The organism is Methylobacterium litchii, from assembly GCF_038442315.1.
In the GTDB taxonomy this organism is placed as follows: Bacteria; Pseudomonadota; Alphaproteobacteria; order Rhizobiales; family Beijerinckiaceae; genus Methylobacterium; species Methylobacterium litchii.
This window is the reverse complement of sequence record NZ_JBBXMY010000005.1, coordinates 189959-216774: the sequence shown is the minus strand read 5'-3', so window position 1 is coordinate 216774 and position 26816 is coordinate 189959. Positions and strand designations below refer to the sequence as shown.

The following is a 26816-nucleotide window of genomic DNA, read 5'->3' as shown; positions in this document are numbered from 1 at the left end:
GCTATAATGGCCTGACAAGAACGGACACGAGTCACGCCATGACCTCCCGCATCCCGGATTTCGCCACGTTGCCCTTGTCCGGCGATCCGCTGGCCGTCGCGGCTCCCCCCGTGGGCGAGCCGTGGATGACCCCCGAGGGCATCCCGGTGAAGGGCCATTACGGGCCGCAGGACCGGGAGGGCATCGAGTTCCTGAACACCTGGCCCGGCCTCGCGCCGTTCCTGCGCGGCCCCTACCCGGCCATGTACGTCACCCAGCCCTGGACGATCCGGCAATATGCCGGCTTCTCCACGGCCGAGGATTCGAACGCCTTCTACCGGCGCAACCTCGCGGCCGGGCAGAAGGGCCTGTCGGTGGCCTTCGACCTCGCCACCCACCGGGGCTACGATTCCGACCATCCCCGCGTCTCCGGCGATGTCGGCATGGCGGGCGTGGCGATCGATTCGATCTACGACATGCGCACGCTCTTCTCGGGCATCCCGCTCGACGAGATGACCGTGTCGATGACGATGAACGGCGCGGTGCTGCCGATCCTCGCCCTCTACATCGTGGCAGCCGAGGAGCAGGGCGTGCCGCCCTCGAAGCTCGCGGGCACGATCCAGAACGATATCCTCAAGGAGTTCATGGTCCGCAACACCTACATCTATCCCCCCAAGGGATCGATGCGGATCATCTCGGACATCTTCGCCTACACGTCGAAGAACATGCCGAAGTTCAATTCGATCTCGATTTCCGGCTATCACATGCAGGAAGCCGGGGCGACGAACGACCTCGAACTGGCCTACACGCTGGCGGACGGCGTCGAGTACATCAAGGCCGGCCTCGCGGCCGGGCTGACCATCGATCAGTTCGCCCCGCGCCTGTCGTTCTTCTGGGCGATCTCGACCAACTTCTTCATGGAGGTCGCCAAGATGCGGGCGGCCCGCCTGATCTGGGCGAAGCTCGTGAAGGAATTCGATCCGAAGTCGGACAAGTCCCTGGCGCTGCGCACCCATTCGCAGACGTCGGGCTGGTCGCTCACCGCGCAGGACGTGTTCACCAACGTCACCCGCACCAACATCGAGGCGATGGCGGCCACCCAAGGCGGCACGCAATCGCTGCACACCAACGCGCTCGATGAGGCGCTGGCCCTGCCGACCGACTTCTCGGCGCGCATCGCCCGCAACACCCAGCTGTTCCTGCAGCAGGAGAGCGGCACCACCCGGATCGTGGATCCGTGGGGCGGCTCCTACTACGTCGAGAAGCTCACCGCCGACATGGTGGCCCGCGCCTGGGAGCACATCCGCGAGGTCGACGGGCTCGGCGGCATGGCCAAGGCGATCGAGGCCGGCATCCCGAAGCTGCGCATCGAGGAGGCCGCCGCCCGCGCCCAGGCGCGGATCGATTCCGGCCGCCAGACCATCGTCGGCGTGAACAAGTTCCGGGCCGACGACGAGATGGCGATCGAGCTGCTGCGGGTCGACAACGGGAATGTCCGCCGCCTGCAGATCGACAAGCTGAAGCGCCTGCGCTCCGAGCGCGACGAGGCGGATGTCGCGAGCCGGCTCGACGCCCTGACGACAGCCGCCGAGGGCAGCGGCAACCTGCTCGAACTCGCCGTGGACGCGGCCCGCGCCAAGGCGACGGTGGGCGAGATTTCCGAGGCGCTGGAGAAGGCCTGGGGCCGCCACCGGGCGGAGATCCGCTCGATCTCCGGGGTCTACAAGCGCGAGGTGGGACACATGTCGCCGGTGGTCGAGGAAGTGCGCACCCTGGTCGAGGCCTTCGAGGAATCGGATGGGCGCCGTCCGCGCATCCTCGTCGCCAAGATGGGCCAGGACGGGCACGACCGCGGCCAGAAGGTCATCGCCTCGGCCTTCGCCGACCTCGGCTTCGACGTGGATATCGGGCCGCTCTTCGCCACCCCGGCCGAGGCCGCGCGGCAGGCGGTGGAGAACGACGTGCACATCGTCGGCGTCTCGTCGCTGGCGGCGGGCCACCTCACCCTGGTGCCGGAGCTGAAGGCGGCGCTGGCCGAGCAGGGCCGGGACGACGTGATGATCGCGGTCGGCGGCGTGATCCCGCCGGGGGATTACGATGCGCTGCGCGCGGCCGGCGCCTCCGCGATCTTCCCGCCAGGCACGGTCATCGCCGAGGCGGCGGTGCACCTGATCCGCGAGCTGAACGCACGCCTCGGCTACGAGACGCGGGAAGCGGCGGAGTAAGGTACGCGCCCCGCCCGCCGAAGCGGGCGGGGCGTGGCCGGCTCAGTTCAGCGCCTGCGGGTCGCTCTCGGTGAGGAAGGCGGCGATCTCGCGGAGGAACTGCATGCGGTTCTTCTCCATCATCACCGTGTGCGTGCCCTCGCCGAGTTCCACGAACCTCTTGTAGGGGGCGTGGGTCAGCTTCGCGAAGTATTCCTGCGCCTGATAGCTCGGCAGGTCCGCGTCCCACTCGGCGTGGATGATCAGCACCGGCACCGTGATGGCGCCCGGATCGTACAGGGGCTTGCCCGCCGCCCAGTACGCGTCCTTGTCGGCCACCGTGCCGTTCGGCGCGCGCAGCACCGGCGGCGATTGCTTGGCCCCGACCGCGTCGGTGGCGAAGGTGGCGTCCGCCCATTGCTCGAACCAGCCCGGCGGGATCAGGTCGGCCTTCTTGTCCTCGGGCACGCCGGTCAGCCAGCGGGTCTTGGCGCTGTCGCGGCTGACGCTGCGATAGGCGGGGGTCGGGCCGCCGCCGCCGCCCGCCGCCATGAGCGCGGGCGTGCGCGCCAGCCATTGCGGGGCGTAGAGCACGAGGCGGTTCACCGCGTCGTTGTGGGTGCTCGTGTAGAGGCCCATGGTCGAGGTGCCCCAGGACCAGCCCATCAGGTCGATCTTGTCGACGCCGCGCCGCTTGCGGATGAAATCCACCACCTGACCGACGACGGCGGCCGCGTCCGGGGTGCGCATGAAGGCCGGGTTGTCGGCGGCCGGGGCGCTCATCTGCGCGGGGCGCCCGGATTGGCCGTAGCCGGGAAGGTCGACGAGATAGACGTCGAAGCCCTGAGCGGCGAGGTAATCCATGGCCGACATCCCCGCCAGCGGCAGGTCGAAGGCCGTGGAGGCGGGGTAGGTCGAACCGTGGACGAAGAGCAGGATGCGCTCGCCGGGGAAGGTGTTCTGCCCCGCCGGGTGCTTGTTGCGCACGTAGATGTCGACGCCCGCCTCGCCCGCCCACGGCAGGCGGAACTCCTCCCGGTCGAGGCGCCCGGCCGGCGCCGCGCCTGCGGCCGGGGCGATCGTCGCGGCGAGGCCGGCGGCCGCCAGGGTCCCGAACAGGCGGCGGCGCGGCATCGCCGGCCCCTGGCCGTCATGTGATCGATCCATGGAATCCTCCCATCCGCCTCTGCGGGCGGATGGGCGGGATCGAAGCCCGTCGGCGCCGGTAACGCAAGGAGAAGCCGGGGCGATACTTCGGCAGGAATGACCGCCTGTCACCACAGGAAGCGGGTGACAGGCGCCCCTCCGGGCTGGCACAAGCGCCCTACCTGAGCAGGTAGAGCGACCCGGAGGCCCGCACCGATGACGCCGACGACGATTGAGACGACGCCGTACGCGGACCAGAAGCCCGGCACCTCCGGATTGCGCAAGAAGGTGCCGGTGTTCCGGCAGCGGCACTACGTCGAGAACTTCGTCCAGGCGATCTTCGATTCGATCCCCGACAAGGCCGGCAAGACCCTGGTGCTGGGCGGCGACGGGCGCTTCCTCAACCGCGAGGTGGTGCAGACCATCCTGAAGCTCGCCGCCGGCAACGGGTTCGGGCGGGTGCTGGTCGGGCGCGGCGGGCTGCTCTCGACGCCCGCCGCCTCCTGCGTCATCCGCAAGCACAAGGCGATCGGCGGCATCATCCTCTCGGCGAGCCACAATCCCGGCGGGCCGGAGGGCGATTTCGGCATCAAGTTCAACGCCGCGAACGGCGGCCCCGCCCCGGAATCCCTGACCGACGCGATCTTCGCCCGCGCCAAGGCGATCACCCGCTTCACCCTGGTGGAGGCCCCGGACCTCGACCTCGACACGCTCGGCGAGACGAGCCTCGGCGCCATGGCGGTGGAGGTGATCGACCCGGTCGCCGACTATGCCGAATTGATGCGCGAGCTCATCGACTTCGAGGCGGTCTCCCGGATGTTCGCCTCCGGCTTCCGCATGCGCTTCGACGCGATGAGCGCCGTCACCGGCCCCTACGCGACGGCGATCCTGGAAGGGATGCTCGGCGCGCCGAAGGGCACGGTGGTCAACGCGGAGCCGAAGGAGGATTTCGGCGGCCACCACCCGGACCCGAACCCGGTCCATTGCCACGACCTCTACGACCTGATGCAGGGGCCGGACGCCCCCGATTTCGGCGCCGCCTCGGACGGCGACGGTGATCGCAACATGATCGTGGCCCCCGGCCTGTTCGTGACCCCGAGCGACAGCCTCGCGCTCCTCACCGCCCACGCCCACCGGGCGCCGGGCTACGCGGAGGGCCTGAAGGGCGTCGCGCGCTCGATGCCGACGAGCCGCGCCGCCGACCGGGTGGCGGCGTCCCTCGGCATCCCCGCCTACGAGACGCCCACCGGCTGGAAGTTCTTCGGCAACCTCCTCGATGCCGGGCTCATCACCCTGTGCGGCGAGGAGAGCGCGGGCACCGGCTCGAACCATGTCCGCGAGAAGGACGGGCTCTGGGCCGTGCTGCTCTGGCTCAACATCCTCGCCGCCACGGGCGAGCGCGCCGACGCCCTGGTGCGCGCCCACTGGCAGGCCTTCGGCCGCGACTACTACGCCCGCCACGATTACGAGGAGGTCGATGCCGACGCCGCCAACGGCCTGATGCAGGCGCTGCGCGACAAACTCGCGAGCCTGCCCGGCACGCGGATCGGCGATCTCACGATCTCCACGGCCGACGAGTTCGCCTATCGCGATCCGGTCGACGGCTCGCTGACCGAGCGCCAGGGCCTCCGCATTGCCTTCGCCGAGGATGCGCGGGTGGTGTTCCGCCTCTCCGGCACCGGCACCGCCGGGGCGACGCTGCGGGTCTATCTGGAGCGCTACGAGAACGATCCCGCCCGCCTCGACCGCCCCGTGGCGGAGGTGCTGGCCCCCGTCGTCGCCGCCGCGCGGGCCCTCGCCGAGATCGAACCGCGCACCGGCCGGGCCGAGCCGAGCGTCGTGACCTGAGGCGCCTGCGTCCTTTTAATCCCATCGCTGACAGGAAATTTAATGTCGCCGTCTAGGTTGAGTCCTACATGACGAAACCATGACACCTGCGCCCGATGCGGGTGTCGGGCACGGGGTGCAGGCGAGCGATGAACGTCCATGTCTGGCCGATCGAGGGGCGCGAGGCGGAGCTCCTGCGGACGCGGCGCCTGTGCAAGATCGCCGCGTCGCCCCTCTCCTACGTGAGGGGATCGACCGCCCGCTTCTACGAATGGCTCGCGGACTTCCCGCCCGACGCCCTCCCCGAGGGGCCGCCGGTCTGGATCTGCGGCGATTGCCACCTCGGCAACATCGGCGCCCTGGCCGACACCGAGGGACGGGTGCGGATGCTGATCCGCGATCTCGACCAGACCGTCGTCAGCAATCCCGCCTACGACCTCGTTCGGCTCACCCTCTCGCTGGTGACGGCCGGCCTCACCGCGCCGCTCTCCGGCATCGCCGTCGCGCGGATGATCGAAGCCATCGCCACGGGCTACAGCGCGGGCCTCGAGGATCCCGAGGGGGAGGACGAGGGGGACGAGGATTCCGCCATCGTCGAGACGACCCGGAACCGGGCCCTTGGCCGGCGCTGGCGCCACCTCTCGGACGAGCGCCTGCGGGGCAAGTCCGCGCGCCTGCCCCGGGGCAAGCGGTTCCTCGACCTGTCGCCCGACGAGGAGGCGGCCTTCGAGGCTCTCCTGAGCGAGCCCGGCTTCCGCACGCGGGTCCTCGGCCTGGAGCGCGGCGGCGACGAAGCGGTGTCGCTCATCGACGCCGCCTACTGGATCAAGGGCTGCTCGTCGCTGGGCAAGATGCGGCTCGCGGGCCTCGTGCGGATCGCCGGGGCCAAGGGCCGCTCCAAGGTGGCGCTGATCGACGTGAAGGAGGGCGTGCCGTTCCTCGCCCCGGCCGCGACCGGCGTGACGATCCCCGAGGACCCCGCCCGGCGCGTCGTCGAGGGGGCGCGCGCCCTGTCGCCGGCCCTGGGCGAGCGGATGATCGCCGCCTGCATCGGCGAGACCCCGGTGATCGTGCGCGAATTGCTGCCGCAGGATCTCAAGATCGTCGCCGAGCAGTTCTCGAAGGACGAGGGCGTGCGCGTGGCCCGCAGCCTCGCGGCGGTGGTCGGGCGGGCGCATGGGCGGCAATTGTCCCCCGAGGCGCGGCGGGCGTGGCGCAGCCGCGTCGAGGCCGATGGCTGGCACGAGCGCGCGCCGCACTGGCTCTGGACCTCCGTGACCGAGCTGATGGGGCTGCACCAGAGCGGCTACCTCGCCCATTGCCGGGACGTCGCCCGCGACAAGAGCCTCGCCGCCTACCTCTGAGCACCCCGCGCGGCGGCGGGCGGTTGACCGCGCCCGCCGTCTCCCGTATGGAACCGACCGTCGACGGGGCTCCTCAACGGGGCCCCGCGGCGTTTTACGCGCACCCGTGGGCCGGCTCCGGCCGCCCTGTCGTCCCGGACCTTCGGTGTCGGGAAGAGGAGGGCGCGTTCCTCAATTCTCATCCCGAGAGGACGCGAAGTCATGTCGAAGCGAATTCAGGCGAAGCACAAGCTCGACCGCCGCATGGGCCAGAACATCTGGGGCCGCCCGAAGAGCCCCGTGAACCGCCGCGAATACGGCCCCGGCCAGCACGGCCAGCGCCGTAAGGGCAAGATGAGCGACTTCGGCACGCAGCTGCGCGCCAAGCAGAAGCTCAAGGGCTATTACGGCAACATCACCGAGAAGCAGTTCCGCCGTTACTACGCCGAGGCGATCCGGCAGCGCGGCGATTCCGGCGAGAACCTGATCGGCCTGCTGGAGCGTCGTCTGGACGCGGTGGTGTACCGCTCGAAGTTCGTCGCCACCCCCTTCGCCGCCCGCCAGTTCGTGAACCACGGGCACATCAAGGTGAACGGCGTGCGCGTGAACATCCCGAGCTACCAGGTGAAGGCCGGCGACCTGATCGAGGTCAAGGAAGCCTCCCGCCAGCTCGAGATCGTCATCGTGGCGAGCCAGCTCGCCGAGCGCGACGTGCCGGACTACATCGAGGTGGACCACGCCAAGATGACCGCCCGCGTCACCCGCGTGCCGGGCCTCTCCGAGGTGCCCTACCCGGTGCAGATGGAACCGAACCTCGTGATCGAGTTCTACTCGCGCTGAGGTCCACCCGGATCGGACGGAACAGGGGGCTGCCTTCGGGCGGCCCCTTTTTCGTTGGGACCGGCCCCCTCAGCACCCGTCCCTCAGCATCCGTGGCAGATGGAACCCATCGTCCGGTGCATCTTGGTGTCCCAGGCCTTGGAGCGGGTTTCGGCGGCCTTCTGGGCCTTCAGCATCTCGGCCTCGCTGGCGGTGGGCTTGGCGGCGGCCTCCGCCGGGGCGTTGCGAGGCTTCGGCATGGTCCGGCCCGTTGCGGAGACGGAGCGGCCGGGCGCCGGGACGGCGGCGCCCGCGTCCGGCTTGGCGGCTTGGGCCTGCGCCAGGACCGGGCCGGCGGCGAGGAGCGCCACGAGGGCGAGGCTGGACGAGACGAACGTGCGCATGAGACCGTACCCTTGGCGGATCACCGTCTGTGATCGAGCCTGCGCCCGATGTTATCTGATCGCGCTGTGAAGGCCATGGCATGACGTGGACAAACCCACCCCCGGCGGAGGGGCCCCCGAACCGGCGCTCGGCCGTGGCGGGCGCCCTCCTCCGCCTCGCCCCGCGCCTGCCGTCCTTCGAATCCGGCGTCGTGATCGACCGGGCGCTGGCGAGCCCCGGCCTGCGCGGGGCCGCGCCGGAGACGGCCGCCCGCCTTGCCCTGATCGCCTATGCCCGCCACGTCTTCACCGAGTACGACGACCTCCTCGCGGAGGGCTACGACCGCGACAGCGCCCGGCACTTCGTGCTCGACGACCTTAATGAGGCGCTGTCCGGCTGGGGCGCGGCGCCCGTGCCGGAGGATGCGGAGGACGCAGCCGAGGGCGACGCGTGAGCCGGTCGCCACCCGGCCCGCGATGGGGTAGGAGCCCGCAGCGCCTCGCGGCGCGCCTGCAGGAGAGTTCGACCTCATGAAGATCAGCGCACGCAACGTCCTCAAGGGCACCGTCGTCTCGATCGACAAGGGTGCCACCACCGCGCATGTGAAGATCGAGATCAGCCCCGGTCAGGTCGTCACGGCCTCGATCACCAACGAATCCGTCGAGAGCCTGAAGCTCGTGACCGGCGGCCCGGCTTATGCCGTCGTCAAGGCGTCCGACGTCATGGTCGCCGTCGACTGAGCCGCATGACCGCGCAACCGTTCCCGCGCCCGGCGGGGGCGGTTCGCGCCGAAGGGGTTCGGGATCGCAGGGAGTCCGCCACGTGAAGACCGTACTCGGCATCGAGACCACCTGCGACGAGACCGCCGCCGCCGTGGTCTCGCTCGATCCCGATGGGGCGCCGGTGATCCGCGCCAACGAGGTGCTGAGCCAGATCGCCGAGCATGCGGCCTATGGCGGCGTCGTGCCGGAGATCGCCGCCCGCGCCCATGTGGAGGTGCTGGACCGGCTGATCGCCCGCGCCCTCGAACGGGCCGGGACGCGCCTTTCCGACCTCGACGGCATCGCCGTCGCGGCGGGGCCGGGTCTGATCGGCGGCGTGCTGGTCGGCCTCGTCACCGCCAAGACCCTGGCGCTGGTGGCGAACAAGCCGCTGCTGGCGGTCAACCATCTCGAAGCCCATGCCCTCACCGCTCGGCTGACGGACGGGCTCGACTTCCCCTACCTGCTGCTGCTCGCCTCCGGCGGGCACACGCAGCTCGTGGCCGTGCGCGGCGTCGGCGATTACGTGCGCCTCGGCGGCACCATCGACGACGCCATCGGCGAGGCCTTCGACAAGGCCGCCAAGCTCCTGGGCCTCGGCTATCCCGGCGGGCCGGAGGTGGAGCGCATGGCCGAGTCCGGCGATCCCGAACGCTTCGCCCTCCCCCGGCCGATGCTCGGGCGGCGGGAGGCCGACTTCTCCCTCTCCGGCCTCAAGACCGCCCTGCGGATCGAGGCCGAGCGCACCGCGCCCCTGGCCGAGCGCGACGTGGCCGACCTCTGCGCCGGCTTCCAGGCGGCGGTGGTCGATGTGGTGATCGACCGCACCCGCGTGGCCCTGCGCGGCTTCTCCGACCGGGCCGGGCGGCCGACCGCCCTGGTCGCGGCGGGGGGCGTCGCCGCCAATGGCGCGATCCGGCGGGCGCTGGCCGCGCTGGCGGGGGAAGCCGGACTCGCCTTCGTCGCCCCGCCGCTGCACCTGTGCGGCGACAACGGCGCGATGATCGCCTGGGCCGGGCTGGAGCGCCTGCGGCTCGGCCTCGTGGACGACATCACCGCCCCGGCCCGCCCGCGCTGGCCGCTGGCGGCCGAGCCCGCGCCGGTCACGGCGGCATGAATGCCCCCGACCGGCGCGCGCAGTGGCGCGACCTCGTGGAGCGCCGCCTGCCGGAGGCGGCGCGGACCCACCGGGACTGGCCGGTCCGCCTCGACCATTGCTTCGCCCGCATCCTCCTCGACCATGCCTGCGGCGGCCCCTGGCGCGATCACGTCGCGCCGCCGGCCCACGCGAACCTGCCTGCCGACCGGCTGGAGACCGCGATCGCGCTGGGCGAGGCGGTGCTCGCGGGCGAGGCCGACCTCCACGCCCTCAACCGGCGCTCGCTGGCGTGGCGGGGCAAGCTGAGGCAGACCGCATGAGCACATCCGTCAACGTCGTCGGCGGCGGGGCCTGGGGCACGGCGCTCGCCAACGCGGCCGCCGCCGCCGGCCATCCGGTGACCCTCTGGCTGCGCGATCCGCAGGCCGCCGCGCGGATGCAGGCCGAGCGCGAGAACCCGCGCTACCTGCCCGGCGTCCCCCTGCATCCGGCGGTGCGCGCCACGGCCGAGGCGGACGCGCTGGCGGGCGCGCGGGCGACCCTCCTCGTGGTGCCGGCGCAGACGGTACGCGGGGTGCTCGGGCACCTCGCCGCGCCACTGGCGGCGGCGGGGCCGGTGATCCTCTGCGCGAAGGGCATCGAGCGGGGCAGCGATAGCTTCATGAGCGCGGTCGCCGCCGAGGTGCTTCCCGTCGGCACGCCCGTCGCCGTGCTGTCCGGCCCGAGCTTCGCGGCGGACGTGGCCCGCGGCCTGCCGACCGCCGTGACACTGGCCAGCGCCGATGCCGGCCTCGCGGCCTCGCTCTCGGCGCTGATCTCGGGGCCGACCTTCCGGCTCTACCACACCGACGACGTGCGCGGCGTCGAGATCGGCGGGGCGGGCAAGAACGTGCTGGCCATCGCCTGCGGGATCGTCGCGGGACGGGGGCTCGGCGAGAGCGCGCGGGCCGCCCTCATCGCCCGCGCCTTCGCGGAGCTGATGCGGTTCGCGCGTGCCTTCGGCGGGCGGCCGGAGACGCTGATGGGGCTGTCGGGCCTCGGCGACCTCGTGCTCACGGCGGGCTCGCCGCAATCGCGCAACTTCGCCTTCGGCCAGCGCCTCGGCGCCGGGGCGAGCCCGGACGAGGCGTCGGGCGGCAAGCTCGCGGAGGGCGCCTTCACCGCCGCCGCGCTGACCGGCCTCGCCCGGGCGCGGGGCATCGAGATGCCGGTGGCCGAGGCGGTCGCCGCGCTGGTGGCGGGTGAGACCGATGTGGATACGGTCGCCGCCAAGCTTCTCTCCCGGCCCCTGCGGGGCGAGATGGATTGAGGCGTCAGGAATCCCGACGAGACGACGATGGCGTATTGGTTGTTCAAGTCCGAGCCCGCGACCTGGTCGTGGGCACAACAGGTCGCGGCCGGCGCGGAGGGCACGTTCTGGAACGGCGTGCGCAACCACCTCGCCAAGCAGCAACTGATGGCGATGCGGGTGGGCGAGCGGGGGTTCTTCTACCACTCGAACGAGGGCAAGGCCGTGGTCGGCGTGGTGGAGGTGATCCGCCCCTATTATCCCGACCACACCGACGAGACCGGCCGCTTCGGCATGGTCGACGTCCGCGCCGTCGAGCCGATGCGCGTGCCCGTCACCCTCGACGCGATCAAGGCCGAGGCGGCCCTGAAGGACATGGTCCTCGTCAACAACTCCCGGCTGTCGGTGCAGCCGGTCAGCGACGCGGAATGGGCGCTGGTGCGGGCGATGGGCGGATTGCCCTAGGGCGCGGCCGGTTCTTCCTCGCGACCGGTTCCGGGTGCTATGGAAGGCACGAACGGGAGCCCCTGTCATGCCCCATGCCGTCCACGCCGCCACCGTCGCCAGCATCTCCGATCTGAAGAAGAACCCGATGGGCACCGTCGCCGCCGGCGAGGGGTTTCCCGTCGCGATCCTCAACCGCAACGAGCCGGCGTTCTATTGCATCCCCGCCAGGGCCTACGAGGAGCTTCTGGAGCGTCTGGAGGATCTCGAACTGAACGCCCTCGCCGACGCGCGGGAGGGGCAGGCGATCCACCGCGTCTCCCTCGATGAGCTATGAGCTCGCCTTCCTCGACGCGGCGCTGAAGGAGTGGCACAAGCTCGATGCGAGCGTGCGGGATCACTTCAGGGCCAAGCTCGCGGAGCGGCTTCAGGCACCGAAGGTCGCGTCCGCGCGGCTGCATGGCGCCAAGGAGCGCTACAAGATCAAGCTGCGGAGTGCCGGCCACCGGCTGGTCTACGAGGTGCGAGACCGGGAACTGGTGGTGCTGGTCGTCGCGGTCGGCAAGCGCGAGCGCGACGAGGTCTACAGGAATGCGGCACGGCGGACGGGCGATTGAGCCCGTCCCGCGCGTTCCTTATCCGCGACGCTGGGCCTTGGCCTTGCGGGCGAGGTAGCGGGCGTCGCGCTGAGCCTTCATTTCGGCCTGCCGGGCGATGGCGCGCTCCTCGGCGGCGAGGCGCTCGGCTTCGACGCGCTCGGCTTCCGCCAGACGGGCGGCTTCCGCCGCGGCGGCGGCGCGGGCGACCTCGACCAGGCGCTCGGCCTCACGGGCGGCGGCGCGGGTCTCGCGGGCGTCGATGATGGCGCGGCGGGCCGAATCGCGCGCCAGCACGGCCGGATCGTCGGCCGGCGGCCGCGCCCGGAAGCGGGCCAGGGTCTCCGAACGCGCCTTCGAGGAGGCGGCGAGGCGGTCGGTCAGGGCTTGGCTGTTCTGGAAGCTCACGCAATCTCCGGATCGGGCGGCACGCACGCGCGCGGCCCCTTAGGGGTCGACATAAGGAAGCCGCCCCGGTGGGGGCGGCTCGGTCGTGAATCCTGGATAGGATCAGGCGGCGCGGAGCTGGCCGGCGGCCTTCTTGCCGCTGCGACGGTCGGTCTCCAGCTCGTAGGAGACGCGCTGACCTTCGTTCAGCGTGCCGAGGCCGGCGCGCTCGACGGCGGAGATGTGCACGAACACGTCCTGGCCCCCGTCCTCAGGCTGGATGAAGCCGAAGCCCTTGGTCGCGTTGAACCACTTCACGGTACCGGTAGACATGGATACGTCTCGATCTTCGCAGGGTCAGGAATAAACAACGCCCGTGTCGGGACACGGAACATCGGGTCGAACGATAACGATAGGAGTGAGAGAACCGCCCTGCGAAGGAAATACGGCCCAAAACATCCAAGAACGTACCGACAAATCGAGCCTATGCCCGTGAGCTAGCTTTTGCAAGGCCAAAGAAATTCTGAATAAACACTCTGGAAATTCAGTCGCTTCGACCTGTCTCAGGCTGCGCGGCTCACCGGCCGCGACGATTTCGCCTTGGGCTTCGGTTCCGGCTCGGGTTCCGGCTCGTCGAACGATTCGGCGGCGAGGGTGTCCATCACCCGCGCGGCGGGAAGCGTCACGATCACCTCGGTACCCTGCCGGGGGCGCGATTCCAATTGGAACTGGCCACCATGCAGTTCCACGAGGCCCTTCACGATGGGCAGGCCGAGGCCGGAGCCCTGCTCGGCGGTCTTGATCGCCAGGGCGCCCCGGCCGAACGAGGACATGACCGTGCCGAGTTCGTCCTCGGGGATGCCGGGGCCGCTGTCGCGCACGGAGAGGTACTGGCCGCCCCGCGCCGTCCAGCCGACCTTGAGCCAGATCTCCCCGCCCGGCGGCGTGAACTTCACCGCGTTGGACAGGAGGTTCAGCACGATCTGGCGGAGCGCCCGCTCGTCGGCCCAGAGGCGCGGCAAAGTCATGTCGACCATGTCGTGCACGGTCTGGCCCTTCGCCTTGGCCCGGAGCGCCATCATGTGGCGGCACTCCTCCACGACGCTGGAGAGCAGCACTGGCTCCTCGTTCAATTCGTAGCGCCCGGCCTCGATGCGCGAGAGGTCGAGGATCTCGTTGATGAGGTTGAGCAGGTGCATCCCGCTGTCGTGGATGTCGTTCGAATATTCGCGGTAGGCCGGCGCCGCGTGCTGGCCGAACACCTCGTTCTTCATCACCTCCGAGAAGCCGAGGATGGCGTTGAGTGGCGTGCGCAGCTCGTGGCTCATCGTGGCAAGGAAGCGCGACTTGGCGAGGTTTGCCTCCTCGGCCCGGCGGCGGGCCTCGTCGGAATTGGCCTTGGCCTGTTCCAGTTCGCCGAACACCGCATCCTTCTCGGCGCGGGAATGCAGGGCGCCCACCGTCGACGCGTAGAGGCGCCGCGACAGGCCGAGGAAGAAGATCTGCGTGCCCCCGGCCATGGCCACCAGCGCCAGCGCATCCATGCCGCTGGAGAAGGCCGTGAGCGAAACGGTGGCGATCGAGAGCGGCAGCAGGGCCGCCACCGCCGCCACCGGCACGGTCGCCGCGAGCATGGTCGTGACCGCCGAGGCGATGACGAGGGCGAACAGGGCGAAGGTCCAGCCCCCCGTGCCGCCGAGCGCCACCATCCCCGACCAGCACAGGCTCTGCAGCACCTCGCCGATCACGAAGCGGCGGCGCCAGCGGCCGAGGTCGATGTGCTCCGGCTCCGTCGCGAGGAAGGCGCGACTCATCATGGAGTTGAGCGTGATCATCATGAACACGCACAGCGCCCAGGCGGCGGCGATCACCAGGGGCACCCAGAAGGTCGCCGCCCCCGCGAGGGCGACGGCGAACAACCCCAGGGCGATGCCGGAGCCGGCCCGGTACTGGGCGTAGTGGCGCAGCAATTCCTGGTCGAAGGCGCGCTCCAGCCCGGTGCGCGAGGTCAGCCGCTCCCGCGCCGAGCGGATGTCGCGGGCGACACCGAGGCGCCGGGCGGCCTCCTCCGTCGAGGGACCACGCCCGCGCTGGACCATCTCGACGGTGAGATCGGACATGCGCTGCAGGTTAACCGGGCTATTCGGGATTTATTGACGAGAGACAGCCAGGATGTCGCCAAACTCTTAAGAAGGGACTGCCGGGAACCGTTCAATCGATTGCATTCGGGGGGCTGTCCCATTTACCGGGGGTTTGTGTGCGCTGGCGCACAGCCCGAGGGGCATTCCCGCGCGCAATGCTGGCATCTCGGGCCGGATTCGGTCCCCCCGCATTCCGAAGTCCGTCATGCCCCAGATCACGATCAACGGCGTGCCGCATGCGGTCGATGCCGATCCGGACACGCCGCTCCTCTGGGTGCTGCGCGACCACCTGACGATGACCGGCACCAAGTACGGATGCGGCATCGGCCAGTGCGGCGCCTGCACCGTGCATCTCGACGGGCAGCCCGTCCGCGCCTGCCAGACCCGCCTCGGCGATGTCGGCGCGGGGCAGCAGGTCGCCACGATCGAGGGCGTCTCGGGCCGCGTCGCGGAAGCGGTGCAGACCGCGTGGCGCAAGCTCGACGTGGTCCAGTGCGGCTATTGCCAATCCGGGCAGATCATGTCCGCCATCGGCCTCCTGTCGAGCAACGCCCGCCCGACCGATGCCGACATCGACGGCGCCATGGACGGCAACATCTGCCGCTGCGGCACCTACCAGCGCATCCGCGCGGCGATCCACGAGGCCGCGCGCTCCCTCGCCTGACCGCTCCGCTGCCCTGCGAAGCCGCCTCCTTTCACGGTCCTGACCGGAGCATCGCCGCCATGCTGAACGTCCGTCGGCCGATTCAGACACCGCCCTCCCCCCGTCCGAGCCGGCGGGGCTTCCTCGCCGGGGCGGGGGCCATCGTCGTGGCCTTCCGGCTCGATGCCGGCCCCGCCCGCGCCGCCGGGCTCGACCCCGCCGGCATCAAGGCCGACCCGAACGCGTTCGTGCGCATCGGCGCCGACGACACCGTGACCGTGGTGATCAAGCACCTCGACATGGGCCAGGGGAACACGACCGGGCTCGCCACCATCCTGGCGGACGAACTCGGCGCCGACTGGTCGCGGGTGCGCACCGAATTCGCCCCGGCCGACGCCTCGCGCTACGCCAACCTGCTGATGGGCCCGATCCAGGGCACCGGCGGCTCGACGGCGGTGGCCAATTCCTGGGTGCAATTGCGCAAGGCCGGCGCCGCCGCCCGCGAGATGCTGGTGGCGGCCGCCGCCTTCCAATGGCGGGTGCCGGTGGCCGAGATCACCGTGGCGGACGGCATCGTGCGCCACGCCGCCTCGAACCGGCAGGCGCGGTTCGGCGAGCTGGCGGCCTCCGCCGCCACCCTCCCCGTCCCGGCCGAGCCCCGGCTCAAGGACCCGAGCGAGTGGACGCTCATCGGGAAGAAGGTGTCGCGCCTCGATTCCACGGCCAAGACCGACGGCTCGGCCGTCTACGCCCTCGACATCCGCCGGCCTGGCCAAGTGACGGCGGTGATCGCCCGCGCCCCGTGCTTCGGCGGCACCGTGAAGGGCTTCGACGCCGCCGACGCCCGCAAGGTGCCGGGCGTCCTCGACGTCGTGCAGGTGCCCTCCGGCGTGGCGGTGATCGCGAAGGACACGTGGTCCGCGATGCAGGGCCGCAAGGCGCTGAAGGTGACGTGGGACGAGTCCGCCGCTGAGACGCGCTCCTCGGACGCGATTCTCGCCGAGTACCGGGAGAAGGCCGCCAAGCCCGGCCTCACCGCCTCCAAGCGCGGCGAGCCGGAGGCGGCCCTGAAGGGCGCGGCCAAGGTGATCGAGGCCGAGTTCACCTTCCCCTACCTCGCCCACGCGGCGATGGAGCCCCTGAACGCCACGATCGAGAAGGCAGGTGACGGCAGCTACGACGTCTATGCCGGCTTCCAGTTCCAGACCGTGGAACAGGCGACCATGGCCGCCCTGCTCGGCGTGACGCCGGACAAGGTCCGCCTGCACACGACCTGGGCCGGCGGCTCGTTCGGGCGCCGGGCGACCCCCACGGCGGATTACGCCGCCGAGACCGCCGCCGTGTTCAAGGCGAGCGGCGAGGCGGCGCCGGTCCACCTCGTCTGGACCCGCGAGGACGACATGACCGGCGGCTATTACCGCCCGAGCGTGTTCCACAAGGTCCGCGCCGGCCTCGACGCCAAGGGCGCCATCGTCGGCTGGGACCATGTGATGGTCGGCAAGTCGATCATGATCGGCTCGCCCTTCGAGGCGATGATCGTCAAGGACGGCATCGACGCCACCACCGTGGAGGGCGCCTCGGACACGCCCTACGCGCTCGCCGCCTACCGCTTCGGCGTCCATAACGGCCGCGAGGGCGTGCCGGTCCTGTGGTGGCGCTCGGTCGGCCACAGCCACACCGCCCATGTGATGGAGGTGATGATCGACGACCTCGCCCATGCGGCGGGGGCCGATCCGGTCGCCTACCGGCTGGGGCTGCTCGGCAACGCGCCGCGCCTCGCAGGCGTCCTGCGGCTCGCCGCCGACAAGGCCGGCTGGGGCGCCGCGCAACAGAAGGGCAGCGGGCTCGGCGTCGCCGTGCACGAATCCTTCGGCTCCTACGTCGCCATGGTGGCGCAGGTGAGCGCCGCCGAGGGCCACGTGAAGGTCGAGCGCATCGTCGCCGCCGTGGATGTCGGCGTCGCCGTCAACCCGGACGTGATCCGCGCGCAGGTCGAGGGCGCGGTGGGCTTCGCCCTGTCCTCGGTGCTGCGCAACCGCATCACCCTGAAGGACGGACAGGTGCAGGAAGCGAATTTCGACGCCTACGAGCCCACCCGGATCAGCGAGATGCCCAAGGTCGAGGTCCACATCGTGTCGAACGCCGCCGCGCCGACCGGCATCGGCGAGCCCGGCGTGCCGGTCCTCGCGCCGGCCATCGCCAACGCGGTGTTCGCGGCGACGGGGCAGCGGCTGCGCTCGCTGCCCCTCGACCTGTCGGGCACGAAGGGCGCGTGAGGAAACGCACAATATTTCAGCGTGGGGGAGCGTAGACCGAAGAGGCCTTCCCCCAAGGCACGAGACTCCACTCAAACGGCGCGGCGCGACCCGCGCCGTTTCTTTATGGGCGGTCGCCTTGGGCCCTATATCCGCCCGATGCCGCCCTTCGAAGACACCGCCGCGCGGTTGCGCGCCTGCCGCCTCTGTCGGGACAGTCCCCTTTACGGGCCGCCCCTGCCGCAGGAACCCCGGCCGATCATCCAGGGCTCGACCGGCGCGCGGCTCTGCGTGGCGAGCCAAGCGCCGGGCACGCGGGCTCACCGCACCGGCATGCCGTTCATGGACCCCTCCGGCGTGCGCCTGCGCTCCTGGCTCGGCCTAAACGAGGCGCAGTTCTACAACCCGGAAAAAATCGCCATCGTGCCGATGGGCTCGTGCTTCCCCGGCCTCGACGCCAAGGGCGGCGACAAGCCGCCCCGCCGGGAATGCGCCGAGCGCTGGCGGGAGGAGCTGTTCGCCGGCCTGCCGAACCTCGACCTGATCCTCGTGATCGGGTCCTACGCGCAGGCGTGGCATCTCGGGAAGCTGGAGGGCGGCCTCACCGGCACCGTCCGCCGCTGGCGGGCGATCCTCGACGAGCCGCGCCGCCCGCGCGTCCTGCCCCTGCCCCACCCGTCCTGGCGCAACAACGGCTGGCTCAAGCGCGAGCCGTGGTTCGAGGCCGAGTTGCTGCCGGTCCTGCGGGACGAGGTGGCGCGGGTGCTGGCCGTGTGAGCGCCGCGCGTCATCTATCCTGCGCGAACCCGGAGACGCCCATGCTGCTCTACGAGCACCCGCTCTCGTCCTATGCGCAGAAGGTCAAGATCGCGCTGCGCGAGAAGGGCGTGGCCTTCACCGCCGAACTGCCGGAGAGCTTCGGCACCGGCAGCCAGGACGGCCCCTTCGCCACCGCCAACCCGCGCACCGAGGTGCCGGTGCTGATCGACGGCGCCGTGACGCTCTTCGAATCGACCGTCATCCTCGAATACATCGAGGAACGCTTTCCCGATCCGCCCCTGCTTCCGCGCGAGCCGGCCGAGCGTGCCTTCGCCCGGATCACCGAGGAGGTCTGCGACACCCAGTACGAGGCCGTGAACTGGGGCTTCGGCGAGATCCTGTGGTTCCGCCGGGCGGAGGGCGACCTCGCCGCGCATCTGCGCGCCCAGGCCGCCGCGCAGACGCGGGTGCTGCAAGACTGGCTCACCGGGCGCCTCGGGGCGGCCGCATGGTTCGGCGGACAGGACTTCGGCTGGGCGGACGCGGCCGTTGCGCCGATGGTCAACCGCTCGGTCCATTACGGCCTCGGCCCGGAGGCCGGCAGCCCGCTCGCCCTGTGGCACGCGCGGGTGCGGGAGCGCCCCTCGGTGGCGCAGACCTTCGCGGAGTTCCACGCGGCCGCCGCGAAGATGGCCGCCGCTTCCGACCTCTACACGACCGGCGGGCGCCGCCGGGAATACCGCGACCACCGCCTCGAATGGATGGTGAAGTCCGGCGGGGTCGAGGTGGTGCTGGCAGGGCTGCGGGACGGGAACATCCGTTTCCCCTGGCCCGGCGGCGCGCATTGACAGCCCGCCCGCCCCCGTGATCGGTGCCCCCATGACCGTGACCGACCCGCGAGACCGCCTCATCGTCGCCCTGGACGTGCCGGGCGTGCCCGACGCCGAGGCGCTGATCGACCGCCTGGGCGACGCGGCGACCTTCTACAAGATCGGCTACCGGCTGGCCTATGCCGGCGGGCTGGCGCTGGCCGAGCGCCTCGTCGCGCGGGGCAGCAAGGTCTTCCTCGATCTCAAGCTGCACGATATCGGCAACACCATCGAGGAGGGGGTCCGCGCGGTCTCAGGGATCGGCGCGACCTTCCTGACGGTCCACGCCTACCCGCAGACCATGCGGGCGGCGGTGAGGGGCCGGGGCGAGAGCCTGAAGATCCTCGCCGTCACGGTGCTCACCTCCTACGACGACGCGGACGCGGTGGAGGCGGGCTATGCTCTGCCCGTGGCGGAGCTTGTCGCCCAGCGCGCCGCACAGGCCGCCGCGATCGGCATCGACGGGCTGGTCTGCTCGGCGGCGGAGGCGGCCGGCGTGCGCGCCATCGTTGGGCCGGACCGTCTGATCGTCACCCCCGGCATCCGCCCGGCGGGCGCCGACGCGGGCGACCAGAAGCGGGTGATGACGCCGGGCGACGCGCGCCGGGCGGGGATCGACCATGTGGTCGTCGGGCGGCCGATCACCGGCGCCGCCGACCCCAGGGCGGTGGCCCAGGCCATCGTCGCCGAGATGGCATGAGAGGATCAGGGATGACCAAGGGCTATTGGATCGCGCGGATCGATGTCCGCGATGCCGAGGCGTACAAGGAGTACGTGGCGGCCAACGGCGCGGCCTTCGCGAAATTCGGCGGGCGCTTCCTGATCCGGGGCGGTCGCTACGAGGCGGTGATGGGGCAGGCCCGCAGCCGCAACGTCGTCATCGAGTTCCCGACCTACGAGGACGCCCTCGCCTGCTGGAACTCTGACCTCTACCAGGAGGCCAAGGCCAAGCAGCGCGGCGGCGTCGAGGCCGAAATCCTCGTGATCGAGGGCTACGAGGGCGCACAGCCCTCGGCCTCGGAGCCGGCTCCGCCCTCGACGCCCGCCTCGGAATAGGGGCGGGCCGGCGCCAATCCGCGCAGGAGGAAGCCGATCATCGCGTCGAGCGGCGGCACCGGCGGCAGGATCGGCTGGCAGACGAGGAGGGGGTGGGTGTAGCGCGCGATGGCGACGTGGATGCACCCGGCCGCGATGGCGGGGTCGGGGGTCTCGAAATCCCCGGTCCGCACCCCCTCACGGATGATGCGCTCCAAGACGCCGGTGACACCCGCCAGATGGTGCCGGCAGACCTCCCAGCTCTCGCCCATCGCCGCCTCCACCATCTCATGGATGCGGGGATAGCGCTCGTAGCGATCCATGCTGTAGCGGTGCAGAGCCTCGATGGCGGTGACGAGCCGCGCCGTGGGCGAGAGGCCGGGGCGGTTCGCGATGCCCGCGAGCAGGGCCTCGACCTCGCCGATCAGGCGCTCCAGCACCGCCTCGTTGATCGCCTTCTTCGAATCGAAGAACCGGTAGACGTTCGCCGGGCTCATCTTCAGGGCCCGCGCGATGTCCGCGACGGTGGTCTTCTGGTAGCCGATCTCGTGGAAGAACGTGCTGGCGGTCGCCATGATGCGGCAGCGCGTGGTCGGCGCGCTGTCCTCCGCCACGATCTGCAGGGGCTCGTCGGGTTGCATGACCCCTAGTAGGGCGGGCCGGGGAGACCGTCAAAGCCGGTCATCGCATCCCCGCGCCGCGCCCTTGGTTTGCCTCAGGATCCGAACTGCGAGCCCAGGCGCTCCAGATACTCGGCGAGGTCCACGCCGCCGATCCGCTTGCCGTAATCGAAGCGCATGCCCTGGCGGATGTCGACGCTGGCATTCGGCGTGGTGAGGGTGAACGGCCTCACGCACACCCAGGCGCCGTCGCGGCGGTGCTCGAAGAAACCCAGGATATCGTGCTTGGCCATGATCCCCTCCCCTCGCCCCTCCGGAGCGCTCTCGGGCGCGGCGGAGGGGGCGATTCCGTTGTCTCACAAAAACAACTGTCTCGCTTTTAATTGGTTCTCCACATGCGACGCATTGTTGCGGATGTTTGTCGGAGTCAGGCGTCGGGGCGGGCGGCGTTCACCATCTCCGGCGGCTCGACCGCCGGCAGATCCGTCGCCTGCGACGGATCAGGCCGCCGGCTGCGGGTCATCGGGTCGAGGCTCTGCGTCCGGCCGGTGGCCAGCGCCCGCTCCACGGCTTCGAGCACCCGCAGGTCGCATAGGCCCTCCTCGCCGTCCGGCTCGGGCGCCCGGTCGTTCAGGATGCACTCCGAGAAATAGCGGGTCTGCCCGCCGAACTGATCGACGCTCGGATAGGTCAGGCGTTCCGTCTCCCCGCCCCGCGTGAGGGTGGCGGCGAGACCGGTGCCGAACAGGAAGCCCGGCTGCATGTGGAGGTCGCCCTCCGTGCCGGTGATCCGGTAGGCATCGACGCCCTCGGTCTCGTAGGAGACGGTGAACTGCGCGAGCCGTCCGCTGGGGAAGCGCAGGGTGACGGCGACGGTGCCGTCGAAGGCGTAGGGGCTGTCCGGCCGGCGGCTGCCGAGGGCCGAGACCTCCACGGGCTCCTCCCCGAACAGGTTGCGCGCGGCGTTGATCGGGTAGGTGCCCATGTCGGGCACCGGACCGGCCCAGAAGCCCTGCTTCGCCCGGTGGTTGCCGGCGCCGACCGTCTGGCCGAAGGTCGCGGTGAACATGCGCGGCTCGCCAATGGCGCCGGCCCGCACGCGGGCGATGGCATCGAGCGTCCCCGGCTCGAAATGCAGCCGGTAGGCGAGCATCAGCTTGGCGCCCGAGGCCTGCGCCGCCGCGTTGATCGCCTCGCATTCCGCGACGCTCACCGCCATCGGCTTTTCGAGGAGCACGTGGCACCCGGCCTCCAGCGCCGGCACGGCGTAGTCCCGGTGCATCCCGTTGGGCAGGGCGAGGTAGACCGCGTCGAACAGGTCGGAGGCCAGCGCGTCCGGGTACTGATCGTAGGTGAAGGCGGTGAGGCCGTAGCTTTTCGCCAGGGCGTCCGCCTTCTGCGGATCGCCCGTGACGATGGCCGTCATCTCGGAATTGCCGGTCTGCGCCACCCCCGGCATGAAGGCGGCCTGCGAGATCCAGCCGCCGCCCACCACCGCGTAGCGCACCTTGCGCCCGACCACCCGCTTCGCCCGCATACCCGTCTCCGTTGCACTGCGAAGGCGGAACGCGGAACGGGGGCGGTTGATCCGCAGCACTCCCTTGCGGACCTTGGGGTTTCCGGCGATCCTGTGCCGATGCCGATCGAACTCGTCTATCACGTTCGGAAGGAAGAGCCCGCTGCCGTCCTTCGGGAGCTGGATGAGGTGCGCGTTCTCGTGGACGTCATCACCCTGGACGGTGCCACGATTCGGGTTGGCGCGGAGGGGACGGTCGTCGCGGTCTGGAACGGCGGCGAGGCCTACGAGATCGAGTTCCCCGAGCCGATGGGCGCTTTGGCGACGGTCGAGGCCGCCGACCTCGTCAGGACCGGTCGCGCGGTGCCGTGAGCGACGAAACCGGGAATCCGACCTTCGAGATTCCAATCGCCAAGATCGTCGATTACCTGCTCAACGTGGATCACCCCAAGGGCGGTTCGAAGGCGCGATTCTTCCTGTCCTTCGGCTTCGATCCCGGCGAGCCCACCATCTTCGCGCGGGCCATCGTCGCGGTGCCGCAGGCCGAGGAAAGCCGGAGCCGCGCGCTTGAGATCGGCGACCGGCGCCGGCTGGTGGTCGAGGGGTCGATCGAGGCGCCCGACGGGCGCCGGCCACGGATTCGGATCGTCTGGCAGGGCGAGACGAATGGCTGGCGGCTGATCACCGCTTATCCGCTTTGACCGCGAAGTTCCCGGCGCCCACCGCCGCTTTCGGTCGCGTCCCCGACCGCAGGTGCGAGCCTATGTGTGCGGCGCAACGGACGATCCGTCCGACCGCCCCTCGCACGAAAGCACGTCATGGCTCTGTTTCACTGGATCGGTCGCGTCATCGCCGGCGTCTGGCGCCTCGCCATGGCGGCGTTCATCGGGGTCGTGACCCTGTTCGGCGCGACCCTCGACTTCGCCCTCGGCCTCGTCAGCCGTCTGTACGACAGGTTCGACGCAGGGTTCTCCGACCTCGCGGCGGAGTCGCGCCAGCGCAGGGCGGCCAAGACTCGGGTGGCCGCCCCCGCCGAGTAACGGGCGCGCCTACTTCAGCGCGCCGATCCGCTCGTGGAAGTCCGGCCCGTTGGTCGTCTTGGCCACGTGGCCGGCGCGGATCAGGTAATCGCCGAAATGCTCACCGGCCTGCTTGGCCGTCGCGAATTCGGCGAAGAGCGGATCCAGCGTCGAGACCACCTCGGACGGCGAAGCGTCCTCGCGGTAGAGCTTGCTCAGCCGCGAGCCGTCGAAGGCCGCGCCGAGATAGAGGTGGTAGCGCTCGGGCCCCCGGCCCACGAGGCCGATCTCGGCGATGAAGGGCCGGGCGCAGCCGTTGGGGCAGCCGGTCGAGCGGATCGTGATCTCCTCGTCCTGCAGCCCGTGCTTGGCGAGGCTCGCCTCCAGGTCGTCCATCAGGCCCGGCAGGAAGCGCTCGCTCTCGGCCAGCGCCAGCCCGCAGGTCGGCATGGCCACGCAGGCGATGGAGTTCCGCCGCAGGGCGCCCGCGCCCTTCGTCAGCCCGTACTCGTCGACCAGCGCCTCGATGGCCGCGCGCTGGGCCTCCGGCACGTTGGCGATGATGACGTTCTGGTTGGCCGTCAGGCGGAAATCGCCCTTGTGCACCTCGGCGATGCGGCGCAGGCCGGAGAGGAACTGCGCCCCGTTCTCGATGTCCTTGATCCGGCCGGAGGGGACGTAGAGCGTCAGGTGGTGGCGCCCGTCGTCGCCCTCGGTCCAGCCGAAGCGGTCGCCGTTGCTGGTGAAGGTGAACGGCTTGGCGGCCTCGAGCGGCTTGCCCGCCCGCGCCTCGACCTCGGCCCGGAAGGCGTCGAGGCCGTAGCGCTCGATCGTGTACTTCAGGCGGGCGTTCTTGCGGTTCTTGCGGTTGCCCCAGTCCCGCTGGACGGTCATCACCGCTTCGGCATAGCGCAGGGCGTCCTGCGCCTTGCAGAAGCCCATCACGTCGGCGGTGCGGGGGAAGGTGTCCGGCTCGCCATGGGTCATGCCCATGCCGCCGCCCACCGTGATGTTCCAGCCGGTGACGGCGTTCTTCTTGTCGAGGATGGCGATGAAGCCGAGATCGTGGGCGAAGACGTCGACCTCGTTCGAGGGCGGCACGGCGATCACGGTCTTGAACTTCCGGGGCAGGTAGGTCCTGCCGTAGATCGGCTCGACCTCCTGCACCTCGTCCTCGCCGCCGACCACGCGCTCGCCGTCGAGCCAGATCTCCCGCCACGCCCGGGTGCGCGGCAGCAGGGAGTTCGAGATGTCCTTGGCGAGCTGATAGGCGGCGGCATGCGCCTTCGCCTGGGCCGGGTTGGTCGAGGCCATGACGTTGCGGTTCACGTCGCCGCAGGCGGCGATGGTGTCGAGCAGGGCCGCATCGATGGCGGCCATGGTCCGCTTCAGGTTCGACTTGATGATGCCGTGGAACTGGAAGGTCTGCCGCGTCGTCGCGCGCATCGCGTCGCCGCCATAGGTGCGGGCGATGTCGTCGAGCACCAGCCATTGCTGGGGCGTCACCACGCCGCCCGAGATGCGCAGGCGGATCATGAAGCCGTAGGCCTTCTCGAGCTTCTTCTTGGTCCGCTCGGGGCGCAGGTCGCGGTCGTCCTGCAGGTACATCCCGTGGAACTTCACGAGCTGCCCGTCATCCTCGGAGATGGCCCCCGTGGCATGCGCCAGGAGCCCGTCCGCGAGGGTGCCGCGCAGGTAGCCGCTGGCGATCTTGATGTGCTCGTTGGCGGCGAGCTTCGCCTCCCGCGCGGCCTCGGCCTCCGTGATCGGACGCGAGGTCGGCGGGGTCTCGTAGACGCGCTTGGCGGCGGGGGACGGGGCGTCGGTCATGGTGGTCTCGGTTGCTTTGTCGGACGACGGTCGCGGGGGGACGGTCGGTCCTGCTCAGTAAACGTCCTGCTGGTACTTCCTGGCCCGCTCCAGCCCGGCGACATGCGCCTCGGCGTCGGCGGTGGACAGGCCCTTCACGGTCTCGAAGGCCCGCACCACCGAAGCGCGGACATCCTTGGCCATCTGCTTGGCATCGCCACAGACGTAGAAGTGGGCGCCCCCGTCCAGCCATTCCACCAGTTCGGCGGCGTGCTGGTCGATCCGGTTCTGGACGTAGATCTTCTCCGGCTGGTCCCGCGAGAAGGCCACGTCGATCTTGGTGAGCGACTTGTCCTCCAGGGCCTCCTGCCATTCGAGCTGGTAGAGGAAGTCGTGGGTGAAGTGCCGGTCGCCGAAGAACAGCCAGGAGCGGCCGGGGGCCTCGGTGGCGCGGCGCTCCTGCACGAAGGCGCGGAACGGGGCGACGCCGGTGCCGGGGCCGACCATGATGATGTCGGTGGCCGGGTCGGCGGGCAGGCGGAAATGCTTGTTCGGCTTCAGCCGCACCCGCAGCTTGGCGCCGTCGCGGATCCGGTCCGCCACGTGGACCGAGGCCACGCCGGAGCGCTTGCGGCCGAAGGTCTGGTAGCGCACGGCGGCGATGGCGAGGTGGACCTCGTCGCCGACCTCCTTGCGGGAGGAGGCGATGGAATAGGCCCGCGGCGGCAGCGGCCGGGTGATGCTGCCGAAATGCTCGGCGGTGAGCTTGGCCGGGAAGCGCTCGATCAGGTCGATGAGGTTGCGGCCCTCGAGCCAGGCGCGGACCTCGCCGCTCTCCACGAACGCCTTGGCGTCCTCCGAGCCCGTCGCCTTGGCGAAGCGCTCGATCGTCGCCGCGGACAGCGTGGTGATGTCGCGCTCGGCGAGCAGCGCCTTGCGCAGGGCCTCGTCGCCCGAGAGGCCCGTGGCGGCCAGGATCTCGTCCACCAGCTGCGGGTCGTTCTCCGGGTAGATCTCCAGGGAATCGCCCGGCTCGTAGGCCGGCGCCCCGTCCTCGAAGGCGAGCGCGAGGTGGATCGTCTCCTTGTCGGAGCGCGAGGAGTTGAGGTTCACGTGCTCGACCACCTCGACCACGACCGGGTCGCGGCTCGGCTCGGACTCCTCATCCCCGTCCCCGCCCGCGCGGGCGAAATCCACCGCGACGACGTTGTCGGGGGCGGCGGCCGGGGCGAGCGCCTTGAGGGTGCCCTTGATCCAGTCGGCGGCCGGGGTCTCGAAATCGAGGTCGAGATCGGCGCGCTCGGCGGCGCGCTTGCCGCCCAGGGCCTCGAACCGCGCGTCGAGCGCCTTCCCGATGGCGCAGAACTCCACGTAGGACGTGTCGCCCAGGGAGAGCACGGCAAATTCCACGCCGTCCAGGCGCGGGGCGCCCTCGCCCATCAGCTCGCCATAGGCCCGCACCGCGCGGGCCGGGGGCTCACCCTCGCCCCAGGTGGCGGCGATGGCGACCAGCTTGCCGGCCTTCGGCAGGGTCGCGAGGTCGAGGTCGGCGAAGTCCACTACCTTCGGCTTGAAGCCCTGCTTGCGCGCGAGCTTGGCGACGTCGCCCGCGAGCTTTTCGGAATTGCCCGACTCGCTCGCGTAGATGACCGTCAGCGGCTCGCTGGCCTTGGGCGCCTGGGCGGGCGCCGCCTGGGCCTGACCCCCGGCGGCGTCGAGCCCGGCGAGAAAGCCCGCGAGCCATGCGCGTTGGACCGGGCTCGCATTGACGAGAACGGCATCGAGGCTGGCGCGCTCGCCGTCCCCGAAGGGAGCGGTGCGCGGGAGAAGAGCGGAGCGAGACATCACCGGACCATGTCGTCGGGCGCGGGGC

At 70.7% G+C, this 26816-nt stretch carries 30 protein-coding genes and 1 pseudogene; 21 read left to right on the top strand and 10 right to left on the bottom strand.

What is annotated here, in order from left to right; translation table 11 throughout:
• Window positions 1-38: 38 nt before the first annotated feature.
• A complete protein-coding gene (gene scpA, locus AAHF99_RS12120) occupies window positions 39-2204 on the top strand; it encodes a methylmalonyl-CoA mutase (RefSeq protein ID WP_342164574.1) in 2166 nt (721 codons plus the stop codon).
• Between the two features lie 42 nt (window positions 2205-2246).
• Here the strand turns inward: scpA and AAHF99_RS12115 are convergent, their stop codons facing one another.
• The gene (locus AAHF99_RS12115; RefSeq protein WP_342164573.1) at window positions 2247-3350 is read right to left on the bottom strand and encodes an alpha/beta hydrolase; all 1104 of its coding nucleotides are present in this window, start codon (window positions 3348-3350) and stop codon (window positions 2247-2249) included.
• Window positions 3351-3545: 195 nt separating this feature from the next.
• Here AAHF99_RS12115 and AAHF99_RS12110 point away from each other — a divergent pair, with 195 nt between their 5' ends.
• From AAHF99_RS12110 to rpsD, 3 genes are all read left to right on the top strand, one after another.
• Window positions 3546-5177: an alpha-D-glucose phosphate-specific phosphoglucomutase gene (locus AAHF99_RS12110; RefSeq protein ID WP_342164571.1), complete on the top strand. Its 1632-nt coding sequence runs from the start codon at window positions 3546-3548 to the stop codon at window positions 5175-5177.
• 128 nt (window positions 5178-5305) lie between these two features.
• Window positions 5306-6520: a DUF2252 family protein gene (locus tag AAHF99_RS12105; protein WP_342164569.1), complete on the top strand. Its 1215-nt coding sequence runs from the start codon at window positions 5306-5308 to the stop codon at window positions 6518-6520.
• A 201-nt stretch (window positions 6521-6721) separates the two neighbouring features.
• On the top strand, window positions 6722-7339 hold the full coding sequence (gene rpsD / locus AAHF99_RS12100; RefSeq protein WP_243952947.1) for a 30S ribosomal protein S4: 618 nt from the start codon (window positions 6722-6724) through the stop codon (window positions 7337-7339).
• 83 nt (window positions 7340-7422) lie between these two features.
• Here rpsD and AAHF99_RS12095 read toward each other — a convergent pair whose 3' ends face one another.
• The gene (locus AAHF99_RS12095) at window positions 7423-7722 is read right to left on the bottom strand and encodes a hypothetical protein (protein WP_342164567.1); all 300 of its coding nucleotides are present in this window, start codon (window positions 7720-7722) and stop codon (window positions 7423-7425) included.
• Window positions 7723-7802: 80 nt separating this feature from the next.
• Between AAHF99_RS12095 and AAHF99_RS12090 the strand changes: the two genes are divergently transcribed.
• The 8 genes and pseudogenes from AAHF99_RS12090 (at window position 7803) to AAHF99_RS12055 (ending at window position 11911) form a co-directional block, all read left to right on the top strand.
• A complete protein-coding gene (locus AAHF99_RS12090; protein ID WP_342164565.1) occupies window positions 7803-8156 on the top strand; it encodes a DUF2293 domain-containing protein in 354 nt (117 codons plus the stop codon).
• A 76-nt stretch (window positions 8157-8232) separates the two neighbouring features.
• Complete coding sequence (locus AAHF99_RS12085; RefSeq protein WP_243952944.1) at window positions 8233-8442, top strand: TOBE domain-containing protein; 210 nt, start codon at window positions 8233-8235, stop codon at window positions 8440-8442.
• 82 nt (window positions 8443-8524) lie between these two features.
• Complete coding sequence (gene tsaD / locus AAHF99_RS12080; RefSeq protein WP_342164563.1) at window positions 8525-9580, top strand: tRNA (adenosine(37)-N6)-threonylcarbamoyltransferase complex transferase subunit TsaD; 1056 nt, start codon at window positions 8525-8527, stop codon at window positions 9578-9580.
• Window positions 9577-9867, top strand: a pseudogene (locus AAHF99_RS12075) (GNAT family N-acetyltransferase); the annotation flags it as partial. The gene tsaD and the pseudogene AAHF99_RS12075, both read left to right, overlap by 4 nt.
• Before the next feature lie 11 nt (window positions 9868-9878).
• Entirely contained in the window at window positions 9879-10871 is a 993-nt protein-coding gene (locus AAHF99_RS12070) for an NAD(P)H-dependent glycerol-3-phosphate dehydrogenase (protein WP_342164561.1), read from the top strand.
• 27 nt (window positions 10872-10898) lie between these two features.
• The gene (locus tag AAHF99_RS12065; RefSeq protein WP_342164560.1) at window positions 10899-11315 is read left to right on the top strand and encodes an EVE domain-containing protein; all 417 of its coding nucleotides are present in this window, start codon (window positions 10899-10901) and stop codon (window positions 11313-11315) included.
• A gap of 67 nt (window positions 11316-11382) precedes the next feature.
• Complete coding sequence (locus AAHF99_RS12060) at window positions 11383-11631, top strand: type II toxin-antitoxin system Phd/YefM family antitoxin (RefSeq protein ID WP_243952940.1); 249 nt, start codon at window positions 11383-11385, stop codon at window positions 11629-11631.
• Window positions 11621-11911, top strand: coding sequence for a type II toxin-antitoxin system RelE family toxin (locus AAHF99_RS12055; protein WP_342164558.1), 291 nt, complete (start codon window positions 11621-11623; stop codon window positions 11909-11911). The genes AAHF99_RS12060 and AAHF99_RS12055 overlap by 11 nt, the downstream gene beginning before the upstream one ends.
• 18 nt (window positions 11912-11929) lie before the next feature.
• Here AAHF99_RS12055 and AAHF99_RS12050 read toward each other — a convergent pair whose 3' ends face one another.
• The 3 genes from AAHF99_RS12050 to AAHF99_RS12040 all read right to left on the bottom strand — a co-directional run bounded on the left by AAHF99_RS12050 (window position 11930) and on the right by AAHF99_RS12040 (window position 14397).
• Entirely contained in the window at window positions 11930-12298 is a 369-nt protein-coding gene (locus tag AAHF99_RS12050; protein ID WP_342164557.1) for a DUF6481 family protein, read from the bottom strand.
• A 102-nt stretch (window positions 12299-12400) separates the two neighbouring features.
• A complete protein-coding gene (locus AAHF99_RS12045) occupies window positions 12401-12610 on the bottom strand; it encodes a cold-shock protein (RefSeq protein ID WP_243952937.1) in 210 nt (69 codons plus the stop codon).
• A 230-nt stretch (window positions 12611-12840) separates the two neighbouring features.
• Window positions 12841-14397: a sensor histidine kinase gene (locus tag AAHF99_RS12040; RefSeq protein ID WP_342164555.1), complete on the bottom strand. Its 1557-nt coding sequence runs from the start codon at window positions 14395-14397 to the stop codon at window positions 12841-12843.
• Window positions 14398-14623: 226 nt separating this feature from the next.
• Between AAHF99_RS12040 and AAHF99_RS12035 the strand changes: the two genes are divergently transcribed.
• The 6 genes from AAHF99_RS12035 to AAHF99_RS12010 all read left to right on the top strand — a co-directional run bounded on the left by AAHF99_RS12035 (window position 14624) and on the right by AAHF99_RS12010 (window position 20000).
• The gene (locus AAHF99_RS12035; protein WP_342164554.1) at window positions 14624-15082 is read left to right on the top strand and encodes a (2Fe-2S)-binding protein; all 459 of its coding nucleotides are present in this window, start codon (window positions 14624-14626) and stop codon (window positions 15080-15082) included.
• 59 nt (window positions 15083-15141) lie between these two features.
• Entirely contained in the window at window positions 15142-17337 is a 2196-nt protein-coding gene (locus AAHF99_RS12030) for a xanthine dehydrogenase family protein molybdopterin-binding subunit (protein ID WP_342164553.1), read from the top strand.
• 138 nt (window positions 17338-17475) lie between these two features.
• The gene (locus AAHF99_RS12025) at window positions 17476-18093 is read left to right on the top strand and encodes a uracil-DNA glycosylase family protein (protein ID WP_342164552.1); all 618 of its coding nucleotides are present in this window, start codon (window positions 17476-17478) and stop codon (window positions 18091-18093) included.
• 41 nt (window positions 18094-18134) lie between these two features.
• The gene (locus AAHF99_RS12020) at window positions 18135-18923 is read left to right on the top strand and encodes a glutathione S-transferase family protein (RefSeq protein ID WP_342164551.1); all 789 of its coding nucleotides are present in this window, start codon (window positions 18135-18137) and stop codon (window positions 18921-18923) included.
• 31 nt (window positions 18924-18954) lie between these two features.
• On the top strand, window positions 18955-19644 hold the full coding sequence (gene pyrF, locus AAHF99_RS12015; protein WP_342164550.1) for an orotidine-5'-phosphate decarboxylase: 690 nt from the start codon (window positions 18955-18957) through the stop codon (window positions 19642-19644).
• 11 nt (window positions 19645-19655) lie between these two features.
• Window positions 19656-20000 (top strand): DUF1330 domain-containing protein, encoded by a 345-nt coding sequence (locus AAHF99_RS12010; protein WP_342164548.1) that lies wholly within the window; start codon window positions 19656-19658, stop codon window positions 19998-20000.
• Here AAHF99_RS12010 and AAHF99_RS12005 read toward each other — a convergent pair.
• The 3 genes from AAHF99_RS12005 to AAHF99_RS11995 all read right to left on the bottom strand — a co-directional run bounded on the left by AAHF99_RS12005 (window position 19937) and on the right by AAHF99_RS11995 (window position 22136).
• Window positions 19937-20620 (bottom strand): TetR/AcrR family transcriptional regulator, encoded by a 684-nt coding sequence (locus AAHF99_RS12005; protein ID WP_342164547.1) that lies wholly within the window; start codon window positions 20618-20620, stop codon window positions 19937-19939. The two genes, AAHF99_RS12010 and AAHF99_RS12005, sit on opposite strands and share 64 nt — an antisense overlap.
• A 74-nt stretch (window positions 20621-20694) precedes the next feature.
• A complete protein-coding gene (locus tag AAHF99_RS12000) occupies window positions 20695-20892 on the bottom strand; it encodes a hypothetical protein (protein ID WP_243952929.1) in 198 nt (65 codons plus the stop codon).
• Between the two features lie 134 nt (window positions 20893-21026).
• Window positions 21027-22136: a Gfo/Idh/MocA family protein gene (locus tag AAHF99_RS11995; RefSeq protein WP_342164546.1), complete on the bottom strand. Its 1110-nt coding sequence runs from the start codon at window positions 22134-22136 to the stop codon at window positions 21027-21029.
• Between the two features lie 99 nt (window positions 22137-22235).
• Between AAHF99_RS11995 and AAHF99_RS11990 the strand changes: the two genes are divergently transcribed.
• From AAHF99_RS11990 to AAHF99_RS11980, 3 genes are all read left to right on the top strand, one after another.
• The gene (locus tag AAHF99_RS11990) at window positions 22236-22487 is read left to right on the top strand and encodes a DUF4926 domain-containing protein (RefSeq protein WP_342164545.1); all 252 of its coding nucleotides are present in this window, start codon (window positions 22236-22238) and stop codon (window positions 22485-22487) included.
• Entirely contained in the window at window positions 22484-22816 is a 333-nt protein-coding gene (locus tag AAHF99_RS11985) for a DUF6883 domain-containing protein (RefSeq protein ID WP_342164544.1), read from the top strand. Before AAHF99_RS11990 ends, AAHF99_RS11985 begins: the two co-directional genes overlap by 4 nt.
• A 117-nt stretch (window positions 22817-22933) precedes the next feature.
• The gene (locus AAHF99_RS11980; RefSeq protein ID WP_342164543.1) at window positions 22934-23155 is read left to right on the top strand and encodes a hypothetical protein; all 222 of its coding nucleotides are present in this window, start codon (window positions 22934-22936) and stop codon (window positions 23153-23155) included.
• Between the two features lie 9 nt (window positions 23156-23164).
• Here the strand turns inward: AAHF99_RS11980 and AAHF99_RS11975 are convergent, their stop codons facing one another.
• Window positions 23165-24964: an NADPH-dependent assimilatory sulfite reductase hemoprotein subunit gene (locus AAHF99_RS11975; RefSeq protein WP_342164542.1), complete on the bottom strand. Its 1800-nt coding sequence runs from the start codon at window positions 24962-24964 to the stop codon at window positions 23165-23167.
• Window positions 24965-25018: 54 nt separating this feature from the next.
• The gene (locus AAHF99_RS11970) at window positions 25019-26788 is read right to left on the bottom strand and encodes a diflavin oxidoreductase (RefSeq protein ID WP_342164540.1); all 1770 of its coding nucleotides are present in this window, start codon (window positions 26786-26788) and stop codon (window positions 25019-25021) included.
• Window positions 26789-26816: the final 28 nt, after the last annotated feature.